At 73.5% G+C, this 21,113-nt stretch carries 8 protein-coding genes; 3 read left to right on the top strand and 5 right to left on the bottom strand.

Annotated features, from left to right (window positions below):
• Nucleotides 1-3: 3 nt before the first annotated feature.
• Nucleotides 4-9,543, bottom strand: coding sequence for a flagellar hook-length control protein FliK (locus D7Y11_RS10585; RefSeq protein ID WP_126933604.1), 9,540 nt, complete (start codon nucleotides 9,541-9,543; stop codon nucleotides 4-6).
• 168 nt (nucleotides 9,544-9,711) lie between these two features.
• Here D7Y11_RS10585 and D7Y11_RS10580 point away from each other — a divergent pair, with 168 nt between their 5' ends.
• Together D7Y11_RS10580 and bla are read left to right on the top strand one after the other, a co-directional pair.
• Entirely contained in the window at nucleotides 9,712-12,162 is a 2,451-nt protein-coding gene (locus D7Y11_RS10580) for a protein kinase (protein WP_172812507.1), read from the top strand.
• A gap of 120 nt (nucleotides 12,163-12,282) precedes the next feature.
• Nucleotides 12,283-13,020, top strand: a complete 738-nt coding sequence (bla, locus tag D7Y11_RS10575) for a subclass B1 metallo-beta-lactamase (RefSeq protein ID WP_233596593.1) — start codon at nucleotides 12,283-12,285, stop codon at nucleotides 13,018-13,020.
• Between the two features lie 13 nt (nucleotides 13,021-13,033).
• On the opposite strand, the gene D7Y11_RS10570 is transcribed toward bla, so the two are convergent.
• From D7Y11_RS10570 to D7Y11_RS10560, 3 genes are all read right to left on the bottom strand, one after another.
• Entirely contained in the window at nucleotides 13,034-13,432 is a 399-nt protein-coding gene (locus D7Y11_RS10570) for a hypothetical protein (protein WP_233596591.1), read from the bottom strand.
• A gap of 72 nt (nucleotides 13,433-13,504) precedes the next feature.
• Nucleotides 13,505-14,431, bottom strand: a complete 927-nt coding sequence (locus D7Y11_RS10565; protein ID WP_233596590.1) for a CHAP domain-containing protein — start codon at nucleotides 14,429-14,431, stop codon at nucleotides 13,505-13,507.
• A gap of 33 nt (nucleotides 14,432-14,464) precedes the next feature.
• Complete coding sequence (locus tag D7Y11_RS10560; protein ID WP_126933603.1) at nucleotides 14,465-20,152, bottom strand: hypothetical protein; 5,688 nt, start codon at nucleotides 20,150-20,152, stop codon at nucleotides 14,465-14,467.
• 166 nt (nucleotides 20,153-20,318) lie between these two features.
• On the opposite strand from D7Y11_RS10560, the gene D7Y11_RS10555 reads away from it, so the two are divergent.
• Nucleotides 20,319-20,819: a GNAT family N-acetyltransferase gene (locus tag D7Y11_RS10555; RefSeq protein ID WP_126933602.1), complete on the top strand. Its 501-nt coding sequence runs from the start codon at nucleotides 20,319-20,321 to the stop codon at nucleotides 20,817-20,819.
• 3 nt (nucleotides 20,820-20,822) lie between these two features.
• On the opposite strand, the gene D7Y11_RS43235 is transcribed toward D7Y11_RS10555, so the two are convergent.
• Complete coding sequence (locus tag D7Y11_RS43235; RefSeq protein ID WP_158641916.1) at nucleotides 20,823-20,978, bottom strand: hypothetical protein; 156 nt, start codon at nucleotides 20,976-20,978, stop codon at nucleotides 20,823-20,825.
• Between the last annotated feature and the right edge of the window lie 135 nt (nucleotides 20,979-21,113).

Below are 21,113 nucleotides of genomic sequence, written 5' to 3'. Positions count from 1 at the left end.
AGGTTAGGCGTCCAGCGACGCCAGGGCCAATTGGCGGAAGGCTTCGCTGCGGGACAGCACCGCACCCACATCCACGCTGGCCGGGTCACCGCCGCGCACGTCCGAGTCCAGCCGCGCCAGCACGCGCCCCGCCGCCAGCGTCGCGGGCATCGCGCGCCAGGCCGCCACCGCCGCGTCCTCCCACGTCAGCACCGCGCCGGGACGGGTGAGCTCCACGCCCTCCGAGCCCAGCGCCAGCGCCAGCGCGCACAGCCAGCCCAGCTCCACCGCGCCGAAGCAACCCAGCGCACCCGCGCCCAGCACCAGCGCGTCCGGCGACGTGAGGTACGCCTCCACGCCGCCGCGAGGGTCCACGGACACGCGGACGGCTTCCGCGCCCAGCGACTCGAGCACCGGCTTCAGCGCGACGTGCAGCCGCGCGAGGCTCGACTCCGTCACCGGCACCAGGCCGTCCGGCTCCGGGTGCTGGAAGTCCTGCGCGGGACGCTCCAGCCGGGACACGGGCGCGCGCGGCGCGGGGGCGTCGCTGCCCACGAGCGCGGCGCCGATGCCGTCCGTGCGCTCCGCCTCCGGACGTCCCAGGGCGTGCAGCGCTTCCGCGTACAACGTCCAGCCGTCCACGTCCGGCCACTTCTCACGCAGGAGCGCGGGCCAGAAGCGCACCGCGAGCACCGCGCCGTCCGGGGACGGAGAGAAGCGCTCGGTCACCCAGCGCGTCAGCGCGGGCGTGAGCTGATTCGCGTCCGCGAGCCGCTCCGCCAGGCGCACCGCCGGGCCCACGAGCTGCGCGTCCAGGTAGCCACGGAGGATGACCTCCAGCTCCGCGGGGTCCTGCGTGAGGCGCTCGCGCAGCCGCAGCGCTTCGCCCACCAGGCCGCGCGCTTCCGCGAACTTCACGCGGCGGGCCAGCCGCTCGTCCGTGTCCGGGAGCTGCTCCAGCTGCGAGGCCGCTTCGGCCCAGCGCTGCTGCGCTTCGTAGGCGTCCGCCAGGCGCTCGCGGTACGGCGTCCACGCGTCGGAGCCCGCGAGCTTCGCGAGGGTGTCCGCCAGCGTGAGGAACACCGTGGACTCGCGCGCCTCGTCCACCAGCGCGAGCAGCGACTGCACGGCGGCGAGGCTGTCCGCGTCGTCGGTGAGGGCGGCCTCGAAGGCCTCGCGCGCCTCGGCGGGCTGGGCCAGCGGGCCTTGCAGCAGCTCACCGCGCTCCAGGTGCAGCAGCGCGCGCGACTTCGCGTCCTTCGTGTCCTGGGCGATGAGCGCCAGCGTGCGCTCCGCGGACTCCAGGCGGCCCAGCTCGCGCTCCAGGGTGTAGCGCTCGCGCAGCAGCTCCTCGCGGCGCGCGGGCCAGCCGTCCGCGGCGAAGGCCAGGGACTCCAGCCTCGCGGACTCCGGCAGCGCGCGCACGCGGGCGAGCACCGCTTCGGCCAGGGCTTCCGGCTCCAGGCCCAGCTCCGGCAGCAGGAGCATCAGGCGCGCGCCGAGTCCGGGCTCTCCGCCCAGTTCCTCCAGGGCGCGCAGGCGCGCGAACACCGGGGCCGGACGGGCGCGCAGTACTTCGTCCCGCAGCGCCACGGCGAAGGCGGCGTCACGTTCGTAGGACAGGGCCGCCAGCTCCAGCAGGCCTTCCCACTCCGCGTCCTCGCGCAGTCCGTCCGCCAGCGCGGAGGCGTGAGCGGGGTCCGCGTCCGGCGTCGCGACCAGGGCCCAGAGGGCCACGCGCGTGCGGGGCACGTCGCCCGCCTGCGCGGCCATGGCCAGCGCGTCGGTGTACTCGCCCGCGGCCATGGCGGGCGCGAAGCCCACGTCCAGGGCGCGCGCGAAGGCGCCCAGGCGTGCGAAGCGCTCGGCCAGCTCCGTCGCGGACAGCATGTCCGGCGCGTCGGTGGCGATGCGCTCGACGACCTCCAGCGCCTCGCCCATCTCGCCCGCCTTCTCCCAGAGGCCGGCGGCCTCCAGCAGCAGCGGGGGACGCTCCTCCGGGGCGGCGAGCCGGGCCGCCTGCAACAGCGCGCGGGCCGCCCGGGGTGCGTCTCCGGAGGCGCGGTGCAGGTGCGCGACGAGCAGCGCGGCGCGCAGGTCCGGCTCCGTGGCGACGGCGGCCTTCGCGGCCTTCAACGCGTCTTCCAGCAGCCCCGCCTTCTCGAAGGCACGAGCGGCGGCCACCAGCAGCGACACGCGCTGCTCGCCCGACGAGAGCTCCGCGCGGGCCACGCGCACCTCGGCGCGGCGCGCGTGCGCGTCACCGAGCAGCGGCTCCAGGGCCTCCAGCGCGTCGGCGTAGCCGGCACCGGAAGCGCCCCGAGCCACCACGACCTCCAGCGCGTCGCGAGCGGCCTCCTCGCGGGTCGCGTCCTTCGCCAGCCCCGCGAACTCCAGCCGGAGCACCGCGGACTCGTCCGCGTCGTCCGTGAGCGGAATCAGCCGCTCCAGCGCGGCGAGCAGCTCCGTGGACTCCTTGCGCGCACGCAGGCCGTCCACCAGCGCGCGCAGGGCGGCCGGGTTCTCCGGATCCGCCTCCGCCGCGCGGCGCGTGAGGGCCCAGGCCGTGTCCGCGTCCGACAGCGACTCGTTCGCCACGGACGCGGCGGCGAGCAACAGCTCCGCGGCGCGCGAGCCTCCCGCGGCCTCCGCACCCGCTTCGTAGATGCCCAGCAGGTCGCCGTGGCGGCCCAGGGCACGCAGGCCCTCCACCGCACGGTCGATGACGCCCGCGTCCGCCGGACGCAGCCGGGCCAGGGGCACCAGCGCGTCGATGGCCTCGCGCGGGTCGTCGAAGAGGTCGGCCGCGCGGCGCAGCAGCACCTCTTCCGTCGCCGCGTCCTGGGCCCTGCGCGCCAGTTGCAGCGACGCCCGGTACAGCCCGGGGCCGTTGCCCGTGCGCGAGTGCACCTCCGCGAGCAGCGACAGCGCCTCACCGCCGCGCGCGCCCTCCGGCTCTAGAGACACCACCGCTTCGAAGGCATCCGCCGCGTCGTGGAACGCGCCCGACGCGAGCGACGCATGGCCCAGGCGCAGCCACGTGCGCACGCGCACCGGCACCGGCAGCGAGTCTCCGCCCAGCGCCAGCACCCGGCGGTCATACGGCTGCGCGGCGGCGGGGCCTCCACCCTGGGCGGCCAGCTCGGCGCGCGCGCAGAGGGCGTCCACGTCACCGCCCGCGCGGCCCAGGTAATCGTCGAAGGCCTCCGCGGCCTTGAGCGCTTCGCCCGCGTCCAGCAGGCGCTGGGCCCGCTCACGCAACAGGGGCAGCGCGTCCTCGGGGGTCACGGCCTCCGCGCGCTGGCCCAGCAGGTCCGCCAGCCGGCGCACGTCTCCGGCGGCGCGCTCGCGCACGTGCTGGAAGGCCTCCGCGTTGGCGGGATCCAGCTCGAAGGCGCGGTCCTCGCAGAGGATGGCGCGCTCGCGGGCACCTTCTTCGCGGAAGGCGCTCGCGGCGGCGAGGTAGCTCGCGGCGGCCTCGGCGGGCGTCTGGCGCTCGGCGCGGCGGAGCATCAGCTCGGCCAGGGCCTGACGCTCGCCGCTCTCTTCCAGGAAGGCGCGGTGGCGCGTGAAGACGGGCTCGCGGAACGGATCCGCCTCCAGGAGGATGGCGTCGAACTCGGCGGCGTCCGCGGGGCGGCGCACCTGGTGCAGCAGCTCCGCGGCCTGCGCGGTCAGGTTCAGGTCGTCCGGCTTCGCGGCGCGCGCGGCGATGAGCGCGGCGGCGGCGGCCTCCGGCTTGTTCGCGCGGTCGCGGTAGAGGACCGCGGCCTGGTACAGCAGCGCCGCGTGACGGTCGGCGTCGAGCTCCGACTCCGCGCACTCCTCGTACCAGGCGGCCAGCTCCGCGAGCCGGCCGTCGCGCTCCAGCAGCTCCGCGAGCAGACCTTCGGCTTCCGTGAGCCAGCGGTCCTGGCGCAGGGCCTGGCGCAGGAAGCCCTCCGCCTTCGGCGTGTCCGAGAGCTCGCCCAGGTTCAGGCGGGCCAGGCGCAGCAGCACCGCCGCGCCCTCGCGCGTGCCCGTCATCCGGGGCAGCCCGCGCTCCCACCAGCGCGCCTCGGCGGCCGCGTCGTCGCGGCGCTCGGCCAGGGCCGCGCCCATGCGCGCGGTGTCCAGCTCCGCGGCCAGACCGAAGGCACGCTCCAGCGAGGCCTCCGCCGCGTTCAGGTCCAGCTTCACGTCGCGCAGCAACTCCGCGCGGCGGCGCTCGCAGGCGGCGGCTTCGGCGTTGCGTTCACCCGCGGCGAGCAGGTCACGGGCGTTGGCGAGCGAGCGCAGCGCTTCGTCCGCGCGGCCCATCGACTCCGCGAGCCGGGCCTCCTCGTCGTAGGCCGCGAGCGCGGCGTCCACGTCCCCCGCCTGGAGGCTGAGCGCGGCCACCGGCTGGAGCTCCGCGAGGAGCTCCGACGTGCGGCCCGTCTCGCGGTAGAGGGCGACGAGCCGGCGGCGCAGCGGCAGCGGCTCCTTCGCCATCCGCGCCGCGTGGGACAGCAGCGATGCGGCGATGCCCGCGTCCGCCAGCGCCTCGCGCGCCCGCTCCGCCAGCGACACCAGCCGCGCGACGGTGTCCTCGGACGGCGCCAGCACGCGCGCGTGGGCGACGCGCACATCGAAGGCACCGCGCGGGTCGTCGCGCTCCAGCAGCGCGGAGAGCCGCTCCACGGCGCGCTCGCACAGCGGACGCTCCGTGAGCAGGTACCGGTACGCGGTCACCGCGCGCTTCACATCGCCGGACTGCTCGGCCAGGTCGCCCAGGCGCAGGCTCGTGGCCTCCGCCGCCTCCGGGGCCGCGCGGAAGTCCGCCGCCTGGACCAGGGCCTCCTGCAACGGCAGGGCTTCGCGCACCGCGCCGCGCAGGTAGAGCAGGTCCGCCAGCGTGGCCAGGTCCTCGCCCTTCGCGGGCACCCGCGCATGCGCGCGACGCGCCAGGGCCAGCGCCCGATCCAACTCCTGGGCCTGCCTCGCGTAGGTGACGCCTTCGCGCAGCAGCGCCGCGGCCTCGGCGGCGTCGGCGTCCTCCGCCGCGGCCTCCAGCAGGCCCGCGGCCTCCAGCAGTTCTCCGCGACCGGCCACCAGCGACACCAGCCGGCGGCGCACCGCCGCGTCCGCCGGGGTCAGCCGCAGCGCCTGGCGCAGCGCGGCCTCGGCGGGCGCGCCCTGCCCCAACCGGTCGAGGTAGAGGCTCGCGAGCTCCGAGTACAGGGACGCGGCGGCGGCGGGCGGAGCATGGGGCGCCTCGGCGGCGAGCAACTCCGCGAGCCGGGCCCAGTCCTCCAGGTCGCGCAGCACGCGCTGCAACGCGAGCGTGGCCTCCTCGTGGCGCGGCGCCAGGCCGAGCGCGGCTTCCAGGTCGCGCGCGGAGGCCTCGCGGTCTCCCTGGCCTTCGAGCAGCGCGGCGCGCATCAGGAGCGCTTCCACGCGGCGGGCGATGGGCCCCTGGCGCGCGGCCTCGGCCAGCGCGGCGGCTTCGTCCGAGGGATTGCCGTCGCGGCGTGCCAGCTCGGCGAGCTGGAAGAAGGCATCGCACCGCGCGTCAGCGGGCGGCTCCAGCGAGATGGCGGCACGGAGCGCGTCTCCAGCGGAGGCGCGCTCGTCCTTCTCCAGCAGCACCGTGGCCAGGGCCAGCAGCCGCTCCCGGGCACGGGCGCCCAGGGTGGCATCGGCGGCCACGGCGCGGCGCCACGCATCCAGCTCGGCGGGCGCGTCCGACGCTTCGCGCGCCAGCTCCGCCAGCATCAGCAGCAGCGGCGCGGGCCGGCGCGACAGCTTCGCGGCCTGGGCGCAGTCATCGCGCGCGGGACCCGTGCGGCCGGCGCTCCGGTGCAGCATGGCCCGGCGCGCGAGCAGTTCGGCGCGGGCTTCACCCGACGCCGCGGACACCAGCGTGCCCAGCAGCTCCAGCCGCTCGGACTCTTCTTCCAGCGTGCCCGTGCCGGGCGGAGGCAGCAGCTCCAGCAGCGCCTGCGCCGCCCACGCGTCCTGCGGCTCCTCCGCCAGCAGGCTGCGCAGCGAATCCGCCGAGGCGCTCGCGCGGCCCAGGGCGAGGCACAGCTCGGCCAGCTCGCGGCGGGCCTGACGTCGGGCGTCTCCGGAGAGGCGCGGCCACAGCTCCACCAGCAGGTCCGCCAGGGCCTCGCGGGCGCCGGCCTTGCGGTGCAGCGCGGCCAGCTCCAGCCGCGCGTCCAGGTCCTCCGGCGTGCGCGCGCAGAACTCCGCGAGCAGGCGCCTCGCCGCGTCCGTGCGGTTCGCGCGCACGGCGGCGGTGGCGGCCTTGCGCGTGAGGGCCACGCGCTCCGCTTCGCGCGGGGCATCCACGTCCGCGGGAGGCAGCGCCAGCACCGCCTCGAAGTCCTCCAGCGAGGCGCGGGCATCCGTGGCCAGCCGCAGCTCGCCCCGGCGGATGCGCGCGGGCGCGAACGTCGCGTCGCGCTCCAGCGCCTCGGCGAGGAAGGCCTCTTCGCGGCTCGTGCCGGCGGCCAGCAGCGACGCGCGGAAGAGCAGCTTCGAACCCGCCCGGGCATCCGGCACCAGCGTGGCCCGCCGCGCGTACAGCCGCGCCGCCTCCAGCTTCTCGCCGCGCTCCAGCTCCAGCTCGGCCAGGGCCTCCAGCACCTCCGCGGCGAGCGGTCCCTCGGGGCTCGCCTCCAGCGCGGAGGCCAGGCGCATCAGCGCGGCGGCCTTCTCTCCGCGCTCCAGCAGGGCGCGAGCGCTCTGGAGGAACAGCGGCGCCGCCTCCTCCGCACGGTCCGCGCCGGACAGCGCCTGCGCGCGCGTGGCCCACAGCTCGGCCAGCGCCTGCGTCTCACCGGCCTCCGTGTAGAGGGCCTCCAGCCGAGTGGCGAGCACGTCGTCCAGCCGCCGCAGCGGGAACGCCTGCGCGTACGCGGCGATGGCGCCTTCTCGGTCACCCAGCAGCTCGCACGCGCGGCCCAGCCGGGCGCGCACGTCCGCCAGCTTCTCCGGCGCCGCGGTGCGCGGCAGCGTGGCCAGCAGCGACTCCAGCGCGCGCCGGGCGTGCTCGGGCCGCTCGCAGCGCAGGCTCAGGTCCGCCAGGTCCAGCAGCACCGCCGCGTCCGGAGCCAGCCGCGCTGCCTTCTCCAGCGCCACCAGCGCGTCGCCCACGCGACCCAGCCGCGCCTCCAGCACGCCAGCCAGTTCGCGCAGCGCCGCCGCCGCCAGCCGCTTGTCGCCCTGCGCTTCCGCCACCCGCGCGCGGTCCTCCAGTGCGGTGGCGAGCCCCGCCAGGTCGGAGCGCTTGCGCTGCAACGCGCACAGCTCGCCCAGCGCCGGCAGGTCGTCCGGCTCCGCGCGCAGCACCTCCTGCAACGCGTGCACGGCGAGATCCAGATCGAACGCCAGGTCGCGCGCGGCCACCGCGAGGCGTCGGTACTTCTGCGCCCGCTCCTTCGGCTCCGTCGTCAGCCGCGCCAGCGCCGCGAGGCAGCGGGTGAGCTGCGCGCCGTCTCGGCGGGCCTCGGCCAGCGCGAGCAGCGACTCCAGCGCGGGCCGGTGGTCGCCGTCCGCCTCCAGCGCGAGCGTGAGCAGCCTGTCGGCCTTGTCCGCCAGCTGGAGCTTGCCCCGGTACAGCTCGCCCGCTTCGGCCCACAGCGCGGCGCGGGCCTTCGGTTCTTCCTTCAGCGCGGCGGCCTTCTCCAGCGCCTCGGCCAGCTCCTGCGAGCGGCCGGTGACGCGGAAGTACGGAATCAGCTCATCCAGGGCCACCGCGTCGCGCGGATCCAACGCGAGCGCCGCTTCCAGGTGCTCACGCGCCCGCGCAGGGTCGCCCAGCTTCGTGCGCGACAGCCGAGCCAGCGCGTGGTGACTCTCGTGCGCTGCGTGACGGACGCTCTCCGAACGAGGCGCCGGCCCCGCCAGCTCCAGCGCCTGCTGGTAGCCGCTCAGGGCCTCCTGCAACCGGCCCAGTCCTTCGGCCACGCGCGCGGAGGCGAACAGCGGCTCCGGCTCACCGGGCAGCAGCGACACGGCCTCGCGGTAGCGCAGCAGCGCGTTCTCCGGCTGCTTCAGGCCCTCTTCCCACACCCGGCCCGCGAGCAGGTCCGCCTGTCCCACGCGGTCCAGCTCATGGCGCGCCATGGACACTTCGCGCAGCCGGTCCAGCGCCTTCAGCGCGCGCAGGTGCTCACCGCCACGGTGGCAAAGCTCGCCCAACAGCAGCAGCGCGTCCGGCTGGTCCGGCGACAGACGCAGCGCGGCCTCGCAGTGCAGCCGGGCCCCCGCGATGTCGTCCTCCGTCTGAGCGCACAGCCGCGCCAGATGCACGTGCGCGTCCGCGGCCTCCAACGGATCGCGAGCCAGGGCCGCGAGCCGCCGGTACGCCCGCACCGCGCCAGCCCGGTCGCGCGCCTGATCCGACGCGCGAGCCAGCGCCTTCAACGACGGCAGGTGGTCCGGCTTGAGGCCCAGCAACTCATGCAGTGCCTTCACCGCCACCTGCGGCGCGGTGTCGCGCGAGGAGCGCGCGGCGGCCTCGGCGGCGAAGAACGCAGCGGCCTCTTCCGAGGTCCGTCGAGCCAGCGCGCACAGCGCCAGGTAGCGCTCCGCCGCGCGGGCACCCTCGCCCCGGCGCTCGCGCACCACGGCCTCGCCCCACAGCGCAGCGGGGCTGCGGTCGCGTCGGCGAGACAGCGTGGCCGCCACGTCCAGGGCCAGGTCATGCGCCTGCGGATCCGCGACGAGCAGCGCGAGCAACCGCTCCGCCGCGAACGGGTGCGCGTCCTGCGCGTCCCCGGCCTGGAGGTACGCCTGCCGAGCCTCCGCGAGCCGCCCCTGCGCGACCAGGCCCTCCGCGTCCGCGAAGGCCCGAGCACCCTCCAGCGCCAGCATCAACTCCTCGTCCGGCGCGGCGGGCGGCGGCAGCCCTCCGGCGGCGAAGCGCAGGCGCAGACCGGTGCTGGAGACCTCCGCCGCGGACAGGCGCGCGGTGTCCAGCGTGGGCACCTTGTAGCCCCGGCTCAGCGAGGCCAGCTCGCACAGCGCGGGCAGCACGCGGGTGGAGAAGCCGGTGGCGCCGCGCACCTCCACGTCCGGCAGCAGACCCAGCGCGCCCACGGCCTCCGACAACAAGCCCGGCAGCTGCACCGACGGCGTGGCGGAAAAGCCATACAGCCGCACGTCGTAGACGTAGACGGCCAGCCGGTCCCCGTCCGCGTCGAAGGCGATCTTGAACGTGAACGGCGTGCGCTCCGGCGCCGGCAGCCGGCCCTGGCCCTCCAGGTAGCCGGGGCGGAAGTGCAGCCGCAGCTCCTCGATGCCCACGAGCCGCCCGGCCAGCTCCGCCACCTTGCGCGTGACGAGGTCCGCGTCGACCGTCAGCTCCAGGAAGCCGAAGAGCAGCTTCTTGCGCTGGTAGCGCGTGGCGCCCGCGCTGACGTTGAACGGGAAGCTGACGTCCGGAATCTGGAGCGCGAAGTCGGCGATGCGCAGCCCGGGCTGGACCTCCAATGCCGGAAAGCCCACGAACGCACGCCGATCCAACAGGCGAAGCTCGGGGGCGGCGCCTGAAGCAGGCGCGACGGGCTTGGGGGACTCGCTATCGGTGGCCATCGGAGGAGGCTGGGGAGGCTACCATGACCCCTAAGCCCTGGAATTTTTAGGCAAACCCTCGGTAGGGCGGCAGGCGGCGGGGCATGGCGTACCCAGGCGTTTCCCAGGTGATTCCGTCCAGGAGGAACGTCATGCGCCCAAAGCGGAAGCCGTGCAATATGCCGCGCCGTGCTGGCCCCCGACGCACTGGTCCTCGACGGTCGATTCCGGGTTCTCAAGCCCCTGGGCTCCGGTGGCATGGGTGAGGTGTACCTGGGTGAGCAGGTCTCCCTGGGCCGCAAGGTCGCCATCAAGGTCCTGCACCACGACTTGCACGCCCAGGCCGGCATGGCCGAGCGCTTCAAGCGCGAAGCACGCCTGCTCTCCGCGGTGGAGCACCCGGCGGTGGTGCGCATCGTGGACTTCGGCCAGTCCGGCGACGCCGCGTGCCTCGTCATGGAGTTCGTGGAGGGGCAGAGCCTCTACGACGCGCTCCAGGGCGGCCCGCTGCTCGCCCCCCGCGGGCTGGCGCTGCTCCAGCAGCTGGCGGAAGGGCTGGCCGCCATCCACGACAAGGGCATCATCCACCGCGACCTGAAGCCGGAGAACGTCCTCATCTCCCCGTCCGCGCGCGGGGAACAGGCGCGGCTGCTGGACTTCGGCATCGCTCGGCTGGTGGAGCCCGAGGCGGGCAGCGCGCTCAGCCAGGTGGGCGTGGTGCTGGGCACGCCGGAGTACCTGTCTCCGGAGCAGGCCATGGGCGCGAAGGTGGACACGCGCAGCGACCTGTACTCCTTCGGGGTGCTGGCCTACCGCGTGCTGTCCGGGCGGCTGCCGTTCGACGGGCCTTCGCCGCGCCACTTCCTGTCGCAGCACGCCTCGCACGCGCCGCTGCCGCTGGACCGCGCGGCGCCGCAGCTGTCGCGCTACGTGGGGCTGCTGTCGCTGGTGATGCGGCTGTTGGACAAGGACCCGGCGAAGCGCCCGCAGACGGCGAACGAGCTGGCGGAAGCGCTGGGCCTGGCGCACGCGGCGCTGATGGCGTTCACCCCCAGCCAGGGCACGCCCATCGTCCACGCGAACGCGACGCCCTCCGCCGGCACGTCCGCCTTCGGATTGAACCCGGCGGCACCGGCCGGCCCGAGTTCGGGCACGGCGGCGTTCGGCGTGAATCCCGCGCCCGCGGGCCCGGGCTCCGGCACGTCGGCGTTCGGCGTGGCGCAGGCTGCGCCTCCGGTCACGGCGCCCCCGGTGCAGACCGCGCCGCGCACGGGCACGGCGGCGTTCGGCATGACGGGCCGGCTGACGGGCCCGCTGGGAGCGGTGACGGGCGGCGCGGTGGTGACGAAGGCGCAGAACGTGACGGTGATGCTCACCGACATCCAGGGCTTCACCGACCGGATGAGCCGGCAGACGCACGAGGAGAACGCGCGGATGCTGGACACGCACGACCGGCTGCTGACGCCGCTGGTGCGCGAGCACGACGGAAAGCTGGTGCAGAAGCGCGGAGACGCACTGGTCGCGATCTTCCGGGCCCCCAGCGCCTCCATCCGCTGCGGCATGGCGATGCAGCAGGCGCTGTGGCGCTACAACCAGACGGTGCCGCAAGAGCACCAGCTCCACGTCCGCGTGTGCCTGCACGCGGGCGAGGTGCTGGTGACGAACGACTCGGTGCTCGGCGAGCCGATGGAGGTCGTGAAGGCGGTGGAGCACGTGGCCGCCGCGGACGAGGTGACCTTCACCGAAGCCGTGAACATGGTGCGAAACCGCGCCGAGGCCGCCGCCGAGCCCTGCGGCACCATTCCCCTGCCCGGACGCGATGAGAAGGTGCAGCTGTACCGGGTGACGCGCGCGACGGAGGGCTCGCCGTTCGGCGTGGCGCTGGGCATCCCCGGCTCCGGGGCGAAAGTGTCACCACTGGCTGGGCTGGTCTCGAAGGCACGCGAGGGTGCGGCCCTCTTGCGGCAACGTCCGCTCGTGCAAGCTGGCGTCGCGGGAGCGCTGGTGCTGGTCCTGGCGGGTGCGGCCTGGACGGTGCACGCGAATGATCCGCTGGTGCAGGCGCGTGGGTTGCTGAAGGACGGCAAGCCCAAGGAAGCACTCCAGCGTCTGGACGCGCCAGGCGTGCCAAAGGACGCGGCGACGGCGCGGCTGCGCGCGTTGGCTAAGCACGCGGTGGGCGCGCACAACGAGGAGCACGCCCTCATCCTGGGCCTGGACAAGGCAGGCCGGGAGGCTCCGGAGATGCAGCTCCTGGACGGACTGGCCGAGGACTTCGGGGACAACGAGAAGGACCTCTCCGCGCGCAGGGCCCTGGAGGCGTTGCCCGCCACGACGGTGCGTTCCCAGCTCGAGTCCCTGGCCAAAGGGACTCCCTCGACGAAGCAGTGGGGAGCGCTGCGCTATCTGGACTCGAAGGACAACTCGGGCCTGGACCTGGTGGGGCTCTACTCCACGTCGTTGGAGTCCAGCGACTGCGGCGTGCGCACGAAAGCAGCGTTGCGACTGGCGAGCCTGGGCAACGCGGCCGCCCTGCCCGCCCTCACGCGCGCGGCGGGAAACCCTCCCGGCGGCAAGGCCTGCAACCCGCAGACGTTCAATCGGGCCATTGAAGACCTGAAGAAGAAGTCCGCGCCCTGAGCCCGGCGTGGCTCCGCGGACGCGCGTGTGGCACGCGGGCCACGCGATCCCCGCGAATCCGCTGTGCATCCATCTTGCACTCGCGGCGGGCCTCCCATGCGTTCCCCTTTCTGGAGCCTCATGAATCCACTGCGCTGCGGCCCTCTCCTGCTCCTCCTCACGGCCTGTGCCTCCACGCCCTCCGTGCCTCCTCCCCATTCCCAGGAGGAGTTCGTGCTCGCGAAGGACGTGCGTGTGCGGCGCATGGCGCCTGGCGTGTGGATGCATGTCACGGAAGCGAGCGGGGACTGGGCGGGTGTGACCGCGAACGGGCTCCTCGTGGAGGACGGTGACGCGTCCATCCTCGTCGACACCGGCTGGACGCCCGAGCACTCACAAGCGCTGCTCACCTGGGCCCGCGACACGCTCCACCATCCGGTGCGCGCCGCGGTGGTGACGCACTTCCACCTCGACCGGACTGGCGGCATCCCCACGCTCGACGCGCAGGGCATCCCCGTCCACGCTCGCGAGGACACCGCGCTCCGTGCGGGCAAGCAGGGCAACCCCGTTCCCTCGCGGCGGCTGGCGGATGCGCAGGACTTCGGACCGCTGTCGGTGTTCTTCCCCGGCGCGGGCCACTCGCCCGACAACCTCGTCGTCATGCACCCGGCGTCAGGCATCCTCTATGGCGGCTGCTTCATCAAGGACGCCCACGCCAAGAGCCTGGGCAACCTGGAGGACGCGGACGTCGCCGCGTGGCCGTCGAGTCTCCAGCGCGAGCGTGAGCACTTCCCCAACGCTCGCGTCATCATCCCCGGCCATGAGCAGCCCGGCGGACCGGAGCTGCTCGACCACACCGAAGCCCTGCTGAAGCGCTGAAACACGCGGTGCTTCAGTCGTCCCGGTGCGCGTGGCCCTTCTTCTTGCCACGCCCCGGGCCGTCCCAGTCGTCATCCCAATCGCGGCCCTTGCCCTTCACCTTGTCGTTCACCTTGATGAGGTTGCGCGAGTACGCGTCGTAGTCCAGGTGCAGGTGGCCCTTCTCGCCCCGGCCATCCACGCGGAACTTCACCTTCCACACGTTGTTGCCGGTGAGGTGCGCCTCCTGCAGGTCGCAGCGGTAGCCGCGCGAGCGGCACTGGTCGAACCCGCGCCGCACGGCTTCGTCGTAGTTCATCGCCACGGGGCGTGAGGGCGGTGGCGGCCTCGGATGCGGACGCGAAGGACGCGTCTCCGCCACGATGCAGCCGGACGACAGCAACAGGCTTCCCAGGAGCAGGGGCAGTCTCATGCGAGGGATGACGCCACACCCGCGCATCAATTCAAACGTGCGCGCCGTGCGTCCCCTGCGACTGCCGTGAGACTACAAACCTCCAGGTGAAGCGAACGCGACGAACAGCTCACCCGCGAGGTACGCGCGCATCCCCTTGCTCGCCGGTCGGATGAAGTCGTTAAGCAGCGCACCGGAGTTCAGCTTGTGCACCGTGGGGCGCGCCAGGTTCATGTGGCTGCGCGCCACGCCCTTGCCCCCGCGGTGGATGAACGTCACGGTGCCGTCCGGCGCCACGCTCTCCACGACCGCGATGTGCGTCATGCCGTCGTTGCGCTTGCCGTCGCGGTTGCGGTCGTACGTCTCCTTGAAGAACGCCAGGTCGCCCGGACGCGGGTTCAGCCGGTGCACCGCGCCCGCCGCCTGCGCGCGACGGAAGATGCCCGTCACCGCGTTCTCGCCCGCGAGGAAGCCGTGCGCCACCAGGTCGATGCCGGCCTGCAGGTACGCCAACCGCACCAGCCCCGAACAATCATTGGGCACCGAGCGGTCCAACCGCCGCGCGCCCACCAGCTGCGCCGCGCGCGCCACGATGCCGCGCGCCAGCTTCGACGGCGGCGGCAGCAACTCGTCCCAGAAGCCGCCCGGCCCCTGCGTGGGACCGGTGAAGAGCGCCGCGGCCTCCAGCGCCGCCGCGATGACGCCCGCCTCCTCCGGCACCGGGTGCGGATCCGCCTCCAGCAGCGCAGCCAGTCCCGCGCTGCCCTCCGGCGTCACGAAGGCCAGCGGCGGAGGCGCTTCGGCCTTCACGCCCAGTGCGCCCTCCGCGCCCACCGCTGTACCCCTTGGCGCTTCAACTACGGGGGAGCGGGTGACGGCCGAGACCGGAAGTTCCACCGCCATGCGAGGCGCGGCGTCCGGGACGTGCGCACAACCCACCAGGCAGCCCAGCGACATCAGGATGACGAGCGACGAACGGCGCAGCAGCAACAAGTCCTCCGGGGGTGAAAGCGGGCGCATTCAACCCCGGAATCGTTTTACGTCAAACAGCGATCATCCCTCCCAGGTCGCGAGCAGGTCGCGCACCCGCCCGTACTTCTGGAGCAGGGTGGCGCGGTGGGCGCTGAGCACCACCATGAAACCCACCACGAGCAGGCCCAGCATCGACAGGAACAGGGCGCCGATGCGGTGGTCGCGCATGCCGAAGCGCACCAGGTTGGCGGCCACCGCTGTCACCAGGAACGCCGAGCCCAGGTACACGTAGGAGCGGATCCGCAGCGCGATGCCCGCCCCCACGCCCACCAGGCAGAGGAACACGCACAGGAGCATCGCCCCGCCGTCGTTGAAGAGCAGCGGCTTCCACGCGCCGGCCACGTAGATGCCCGTCACTGCCATGGCGCGCAGCTGCGCGTAGGCGTCCCGCGACAGGCTCTTGCGGAAGACGCGCAGGAGCAGGAGCAGGGAGAGGCCCGCGGGGATGACGTAGTACTGCGGCTCGCCGGAACCGGTGCCCAGCCACACGAGGTACAGCGCCGTGTTGAAGGCGGCGACGGACATCGTCGACGCGAGGCCCCTCTGCTTCGTGAACGCCCCGAGCGCCGCGAAGTGCGCCGCGTAGCCCACGAGCAGCGCCACCGCGATGAACGGCTGGCTCCACGGCACCGTCAACAGGCCCGCCAGCGGGAAGAGCCACGCGCCCGCCACTGCGGGACGGCGGAAGGCCTTGAGGCCCGAGCCCTCGCGCCGCACGAAGAGGTACAGGCCGATGAAGGCCGCGCCGCCCATGATGGACACCAGGCTGTCCGCGGCGTCGGGGCGCGCGTTCAGGCCGATGAAGCGCACGCAGAAGTAGCCCATCGCCACCGCCGCCTGCGCGAGCCACGCCGCGCCTTCGTCCTCCTCGCGCGCCGCGTGGCGCACCAGGGCGAACAGCAGGAACACCAGCCCGCCGCACGCCACCCACGCCTCGCGCGCCGCGCCGCCCGGCAGGCGCACCGCCAGCACCGCGAACAGCACCTCCGTGAGCGCGATGATGGAGAACGCCCGTCCCATGCGCCCGCGCACCGCCTTGCCCGCCACGGACAGCACCAGCGTGGCGAGCAGCGACGTCGCCGCGCCGAAGTACGGGAGGAGGAACTGCGCGCCCCGGCCAGTGGAGTGCGTCGCGCCGTAGTTCAGGAGGAAGGCGTGCACGGCGAAGAGGGACGCCAGCCACCCCACCCACTCGCGGTCGCGGCGGCGCAGCACCACCACCCACGCCGTGGCCCACGCGAAGAACACGCACAGCGGCATGCCCGGGTGCGTAAGCGAACGCAGGCCCGCGAGTGACAGCAGCGCCAGCACCGCGCCACCGTTGTGCAGCGCCGCGCCCACCGCCACGCCGCGCTTGTCCAGCGCGAAGCCGACGACGGCCAGCAGCAGGCCCGTGCCCGCCACCACCGCGGGCGCCCACAGCGGCGGCACGGCGGCGACCAGCACCAGGCCCAGCAGCGCCGTGGCGGCGTTCATCATCAGCCGCTCGCGCGTCACCATCAGCGTCAGCGACGCGACGCCCGCGACCAGCGCCACGGACAGGGGCAGCTCGCCCGGACCAGCGTCCAGCAGCCGCAGGCCCACGAGCAGCGCCACGGTGCCGGCGCCGCCGGCCCACAGCGGCTCGCTCCAGGTGCCCTCGATTCCGGGGGTCAGGCGCGCGGTGACGTTCGTCAGCGTGCGCTGCACGGCGCCGGACTGGCACAGCGCGGACAGCAGCGCGGAGGCCAGACCCACGGCCGCGACGAGCAGGCCGCCTTCCGGACGCCACTGGCCCAGCGAGAAGACGTCCGTCTGGCCCAGCGGCGCGAGCGCGAACACCGCCACCGCCGCCGTGAGCAACCAGCGCTGCGACAGCAGGAACGCGGACAGCAGCACCACCGCCCCCAGCACCGACAGAGAGCCAGGGGTCGGCGACACCAGCGTGGACATCGCCGCGATCGCCAGGGCCGAGCCCGTGGCGGAAGCACGCAGCGCCGTGTCACGCGGGACGCGGAAGAAGGAGACCAGGGCCTGGGGCGCGTGGTGGTCCGCCAGCGCCAGGGCCAACAGCAGGCCCGTGGCCCAGGGCCGCGCCTCCGGAATGAACATCAGCAGCAGGGACGCGGCGATGACGCGGACAGAAGGCAGCGGGCCCGTCATGGGCACCAGCGCGATGGCGCAGAAGAGGGCCGTGCGCTGGCTCATTTCCTGTTCCGGAACCAGCAGCGCCAGTCCGCCCAGGCACGCGAGCGCCACCTGCATGCACATCGACAGCTCGTGGCGCGGGCCCTCTTCCCGCGAGCGCAGGAGCAGCGAGGAGACGGCCGGCACGTGCTCCACGACGCGCACCACCAGCAGCGGGAACAGCGGCAGCAGCGCGGTCCACGCGAAGGGAGGGTGCCAGGCCATCAGGGTCACCACACCGTAGGGCACCATCAGCGCCGCGGCGAAGGGCCGGTGCAGCGAGCGCGTCCACAACAGCGGCAGCAGCGCCGGACCCATGAGCGCGAGCTGCGTGGCGCCGCGCATCTGCGACAGCGCGTGCCCGTCCCACGACAAGGAGGCGTCCGCCAGCACCACCATCGCGCCCAGTGTGGCGACGATGCGGAAGGACTCGCCACCCGCGGCGATGCGCCGCACCGCGGGCACGTCCTCCAGGAGGGCCAGGACGCTGAGGAAAGTGGCGAGCCCCAACAGGGCCAGCGGGCCGGACGAGTGCAGCGCGAAGACGGCCTCGATGGAGGCCAGCATCAGCCCCAACGTCACGGGCAGCGTGCGGGCGGTGAAGAGCGCCGCCAGCGCAGCGCCCATCAGGAACAGGGACTGATCACTGGAGCGGCCCAGGGCCACCGGCAACAGCGGCAGGATGAGCGCGAGGATGCCCGCGGTGGTGGTGCTCGCGCTCTTGCCCTTGCGCGCGGCGACGATGGAGCCCACGAGCGATCCGGTGACGAGCAGCACCAGCGAGAGCCCCGGCGACAGCCCCCACGCGGTGTAGGCGTGCGGCACGTCCGGCAGGAGCGCGAAGCCCACGAGCACGACCGCGAACGGACGGACGCCGGGGAAGGAGCGGGAGGCCACCGCCACCGTCGCGGCGGCGGTGAGGAGCACGGGGCCCATGAAGACCTGCTCGGTCAGGCCCCACACCACCGCGAGCCCCGCGTACAGGAGGCCCGGCACGCCGAACCGCTTGAGCAGGCCGCCGCGCTCGCCCAGGAGCGCCAGCACCAGCGCGCCGCCCACCATCGCGGCGACCAGCGCCTGCGTGGAGTGGGCCGCGGCCAGCTTCGGCAGGATGGCGCCCGCGAGGAAGGCGCCGTAGGCCAGGAAGTTCTCGTCGCGCAGCCGGTACGCGGCCAGCAGGACGCCCGCGGCCCCCAGCGTCATGCCCACGACGGGCGCGGCGACGGGAGTGATGCCCAGCGCGATGGCGAACCCGCACGTCGCGATGACACCGGCCACGGCGGAGATGAAGCGCCGCGTGCGCTCGTCCGTGAGCCGCCACGTGAGGCCCGCGAGGCCCAGGGCGAGGACGCCGGACACGACGGCCGCGGGGGCCGCGCCGTAGACGCGGAAGGCGCTGAAGGGCAGCAGGCCGAAGAGCACCGCGCCCACGGCGGTCAGCGGGAAGCGCTTGAACAGCAGGCCCGCGCCCAGGGACATCGCGGCCAGGGCGAGCGTGGCGAAGAAGGAGGGCCGCGAGTCGGGACCCAGGTGGGAGTAGATGACGAACGCGGGCGCGGCCCAGGTGGTGCAGCGCAGGAGCACGTCCGCGAGTCCCAGGGAGCGAGCGTCACCGGTGCGCTCGCCGCGCCTCTGGGCGAAGAACGCGAGCACCAGGCCCGCGAGCACGAAGGGCACGGCCGTCAGCGCGCCATATTGGATGGGCAGCGGCGCCGCGGGCGGGTAGCCCATGCGCGTCTTGATGGCATTGATGAGGAGCGTGAGCGCGTGCGGGATCAACTGCGCGCTGGACGCATAGCTGAAGTAGGCGCCCGCGTACGCCGGGTAGAGCCACGGCAGGCGGTTCAGGGGGCCGCGCGACAGCGACACGAGCGTGCCGGTGAAGATGGCCGCGGTGAAGAAGAAGGCGGGCTTGGTGCCGACGATGGCACCCGCGAGGCACGCCACCTGGAGCGCGATGGTGACGACCGCGAGCGGATCCGCGGCGCGCTTCTCATCGAGCGTGCGGAAGCGCAGGCAGGTGGCGAGCAGGAACGCCGCGAAGGGCGCGTAGGTGCCAGGAGGAACAGAGGTTCCGGCGACGCCCAGGGCCAGGTGCAACCGGATGGCGAACATCGCGGTGAGGAACAGGGGCGCGGCGAGCGCGAAGGTGAGCGCACCACCCTTGCGAGGGGTCTCGGTGGCCTTGCTCGACAGCAGGAAGAAGAGGATGCACGGCAGGGTGTTGAGCCACACCGCCGGGACGCCCACGCGCGCGGCCACGGGGGCCAGCCCCATGATGAGCGTGGCGCCCACGAGGCCCAGTTGGATGAACGGGCGCGAGGGAGCGTCGAAGGACTCGATGGGCTTGCGGGCGAGCCACGCGGCGACGCCGGACCAGGCGAAGAGGAGCGGCACGAGCAGCAAGGGGCGCACGCCGTCGAGGTGGAGCGCTTCACCGAAGCCCAGGGGCCCCAGCGCGACGCCACCCAGCGGAGCCACGGCGGAGCCGATGAGGCCGAGGATGCGGCCCGGCTTGCGCAGGGACTCGCGGCGGGCGAGGTAGCCGCCCCACACGGAGAAGCCGACGGAGTAGCCCACGGTCATGAGGAAGACGGTGAGCGAGCGGGTGACGGACGTCATCCCGTCCCAGGACTCGAAGACGAAGTAGAGCGTGCCGGAGAGGATGAGGAACGCGCCGATGAACCACGCGATGCTCTCGTAGAGGAACGGCCGCCACACGCGGCTCCACGTCGAGGTCTCCTCGACGATGCGGGCGGTGCGGCTGTTCGGAGCGGGCGGATCCACGAAGGGTTCGCCCGGGTTCGGAGGCAACTGGCGAGCAGTCCGCTGTTCGTTGACGGCCCGCGCGCGGGACTCGGCGGAGGTACGGCCCGAGTTCAACCGGCGAGCCGCGGAGGCATCCGACAGGGAGGCGATGCCCAGGCACGCGATGAGGTCGAGCGAGTTGAAGTGGAACGAAGCGCCCGTGGAACCCGGAGTCGCGGAGGCATCGGGGACAGCGTCAGAAGCAGTGGCGGTGTCAGAGACAGCGGCATCAGAAGCAGCAACGTGAGCGACGGAGGCATCGACGACAGCAGCGTGAGCAGCGGAAGCGTCCTCGACGACGTTCGCGCCGACCTGCGCGACAGAAGCGACGTCTACGTCGGAGGCCACGGCCTGCGCGACGGGGGTCTCCTCGACGGCCGCATCCACGGGGGGAAGCGTCACGGGACCGAGGGCGACAGCGCCCTCTCCCATCGTCGGAGGCGTCACGGCCTCGTTGCGAAGCTCGACGGGCGCGGACGTCAGCGCGTCGATGGGCGTCTCGGTGAGGACTGAGAGGAGGACGCGGGCCTGGCGCTCGTAGCGCTCGGTGAGGCGGCGGCCGACCATGGGCGGCACGTCGTGGACATCCCAGCGGCGCACCTCGTCCAGGAGGAAGTGGACATGCGCGAGCTCGGCCTCGATGGCGGAGCGAGCGCGGGCGGCGAGACGATTGCCACAGACGACGCACTGGGACGCGATTCCCAGGCGTTCTTGTCGGCAGGCAGGACAGTACATGGAACTTCCCCCTCTACAACGACCGTGCCACGGAGAATGCCCTGGAAAGGCGCAGGATTGAAATCCACCGGGGTGCGTCGGGCGCGTGGCGGTTGTGCAGGGCGCTGCACAGGTGCACACCCGACGCCGCTGGCCGGCGGTCGTGACTCATGGGACCGTGGAGGTCATGAGCACGGAACTGACGTTGAGGCCCATCGAGGCCCGGGACGACACGGCAGTGGCGGCGGTCATCCGAGCGGTGATGCCCGAGTTCGGAGCGGACGGCCCGGGGTTCGCGATCCACGACCCGGAAGTGGACGCGATGACCGCGGCCTACAGCCGTCCCCGGCACGTGTATTTCGTGGTGGAGCATGGGGGCCAGGTGGTGGGAGGCGCGGGCATCGCGCCGCTGGACGGAGGAGCGCCGGACGTCTGCGAGCTGCGCAAGATGTACTTCCTGCCCAAGGCCCGGGGCCACGGAGTAGGCGAGCGCTTGTTGAGACACTGTCTGGACTTCGCGAGAAGCGCCGGCTTCCGGCAGTGCTACCTGGAGACGCTGGCGGGCATGGAGCAAGCACAGAAGCTCTACCGCAAGGTCGGCTTCGAACCGCTCTGCGCCCCCATGGGCCGCACCGGCCACTTCGGCTGTGACCGTTGGTACGCGATGAACCTCACCCCGCCAGCCTGAGCACTACGGCATGACGGCGCGTCGCCCAAGGACCTTGCCCTCGGGCGACACCGCGTACAGTTCGAACCAGTCGAACTCCAGCTGACTGCCCACGGGCCATCCACAACGGTCGAGCCGCCGGTCGACCCGGACGAAGTAGACGCCTCCCTCCAGGCCCACCACTAGGTCCAATGCCGGTCAGTTAGGGCGAGGGCGCTTCACCCACTTCTTGTCGTAGTTGCTCATCTTGATTTTTACGACTCGTGGGAAGCGCCTCTCGCTCCTTCGTTCCGGTAACAGCAGCAACCCCAGGTG

It is taken from the genome of Corallococcus sp. AB018 (assembly GCF_003986945.1).
Taxonomy (GTDB): domain Bacteria; phylum Myxococcota; class Myxococcia; order Myxococcales; family Myxococcaceae; genus Corallococcus; species Corallococcus exiguus.
The sequence above is the reverse complement of the archived record's forward strand: the minus strand, read 5'-3'. Positions and strand labels throughout refer to the sequence as shown.

Bases quoted from the DNA above. Each gene is read 5' to 3' on its own strand.
- D7Y11_RS10585 (WP_126933604.1), bottom strand. From the start codon at position 9,543: ATGGCCACCGATAGCGAGTCCCCCAAGCCCGTCGCGCCTGCTTCAGGC.
- bla (WP_233596593.1), top strand. From the start codon at position 12,283: ATGAATCCACTGCGCTGCGGCCCTCTCCTGCTCCTCCTCACGGCCTGT.
- D7Y11_RS10570 (WP_233596591.1), bottom strand. From the start codon at position 13,432: ATGAGACTGCCCCTGCTCCTGGGAAGCCTGTTGCTGTCGTCCGGCTGC.
- D7Y11_RS10565 (WP_233596590.1), bottom strand. From the start codon at position 14,431: ATGCGCCCGCTTTCACCCCCGGAGGACTTGTTGCTGCTGCGCCGTTCG.
- D7Y11_RS10560 (WP_126933603.1), bottom strand. From the start codon at position 20,152: ATGTACTGTCCTGCCTGCCGACAAGAACGCCTGGGAATCGCGTCCCAG.
- D7Y11_RS10555 (WP_126933602.1), top strand. From the start codon at position 20,319: ATGAGCACGGAACTGACGTTGAGGCCCATCGAGGCCCGGGACGACACG.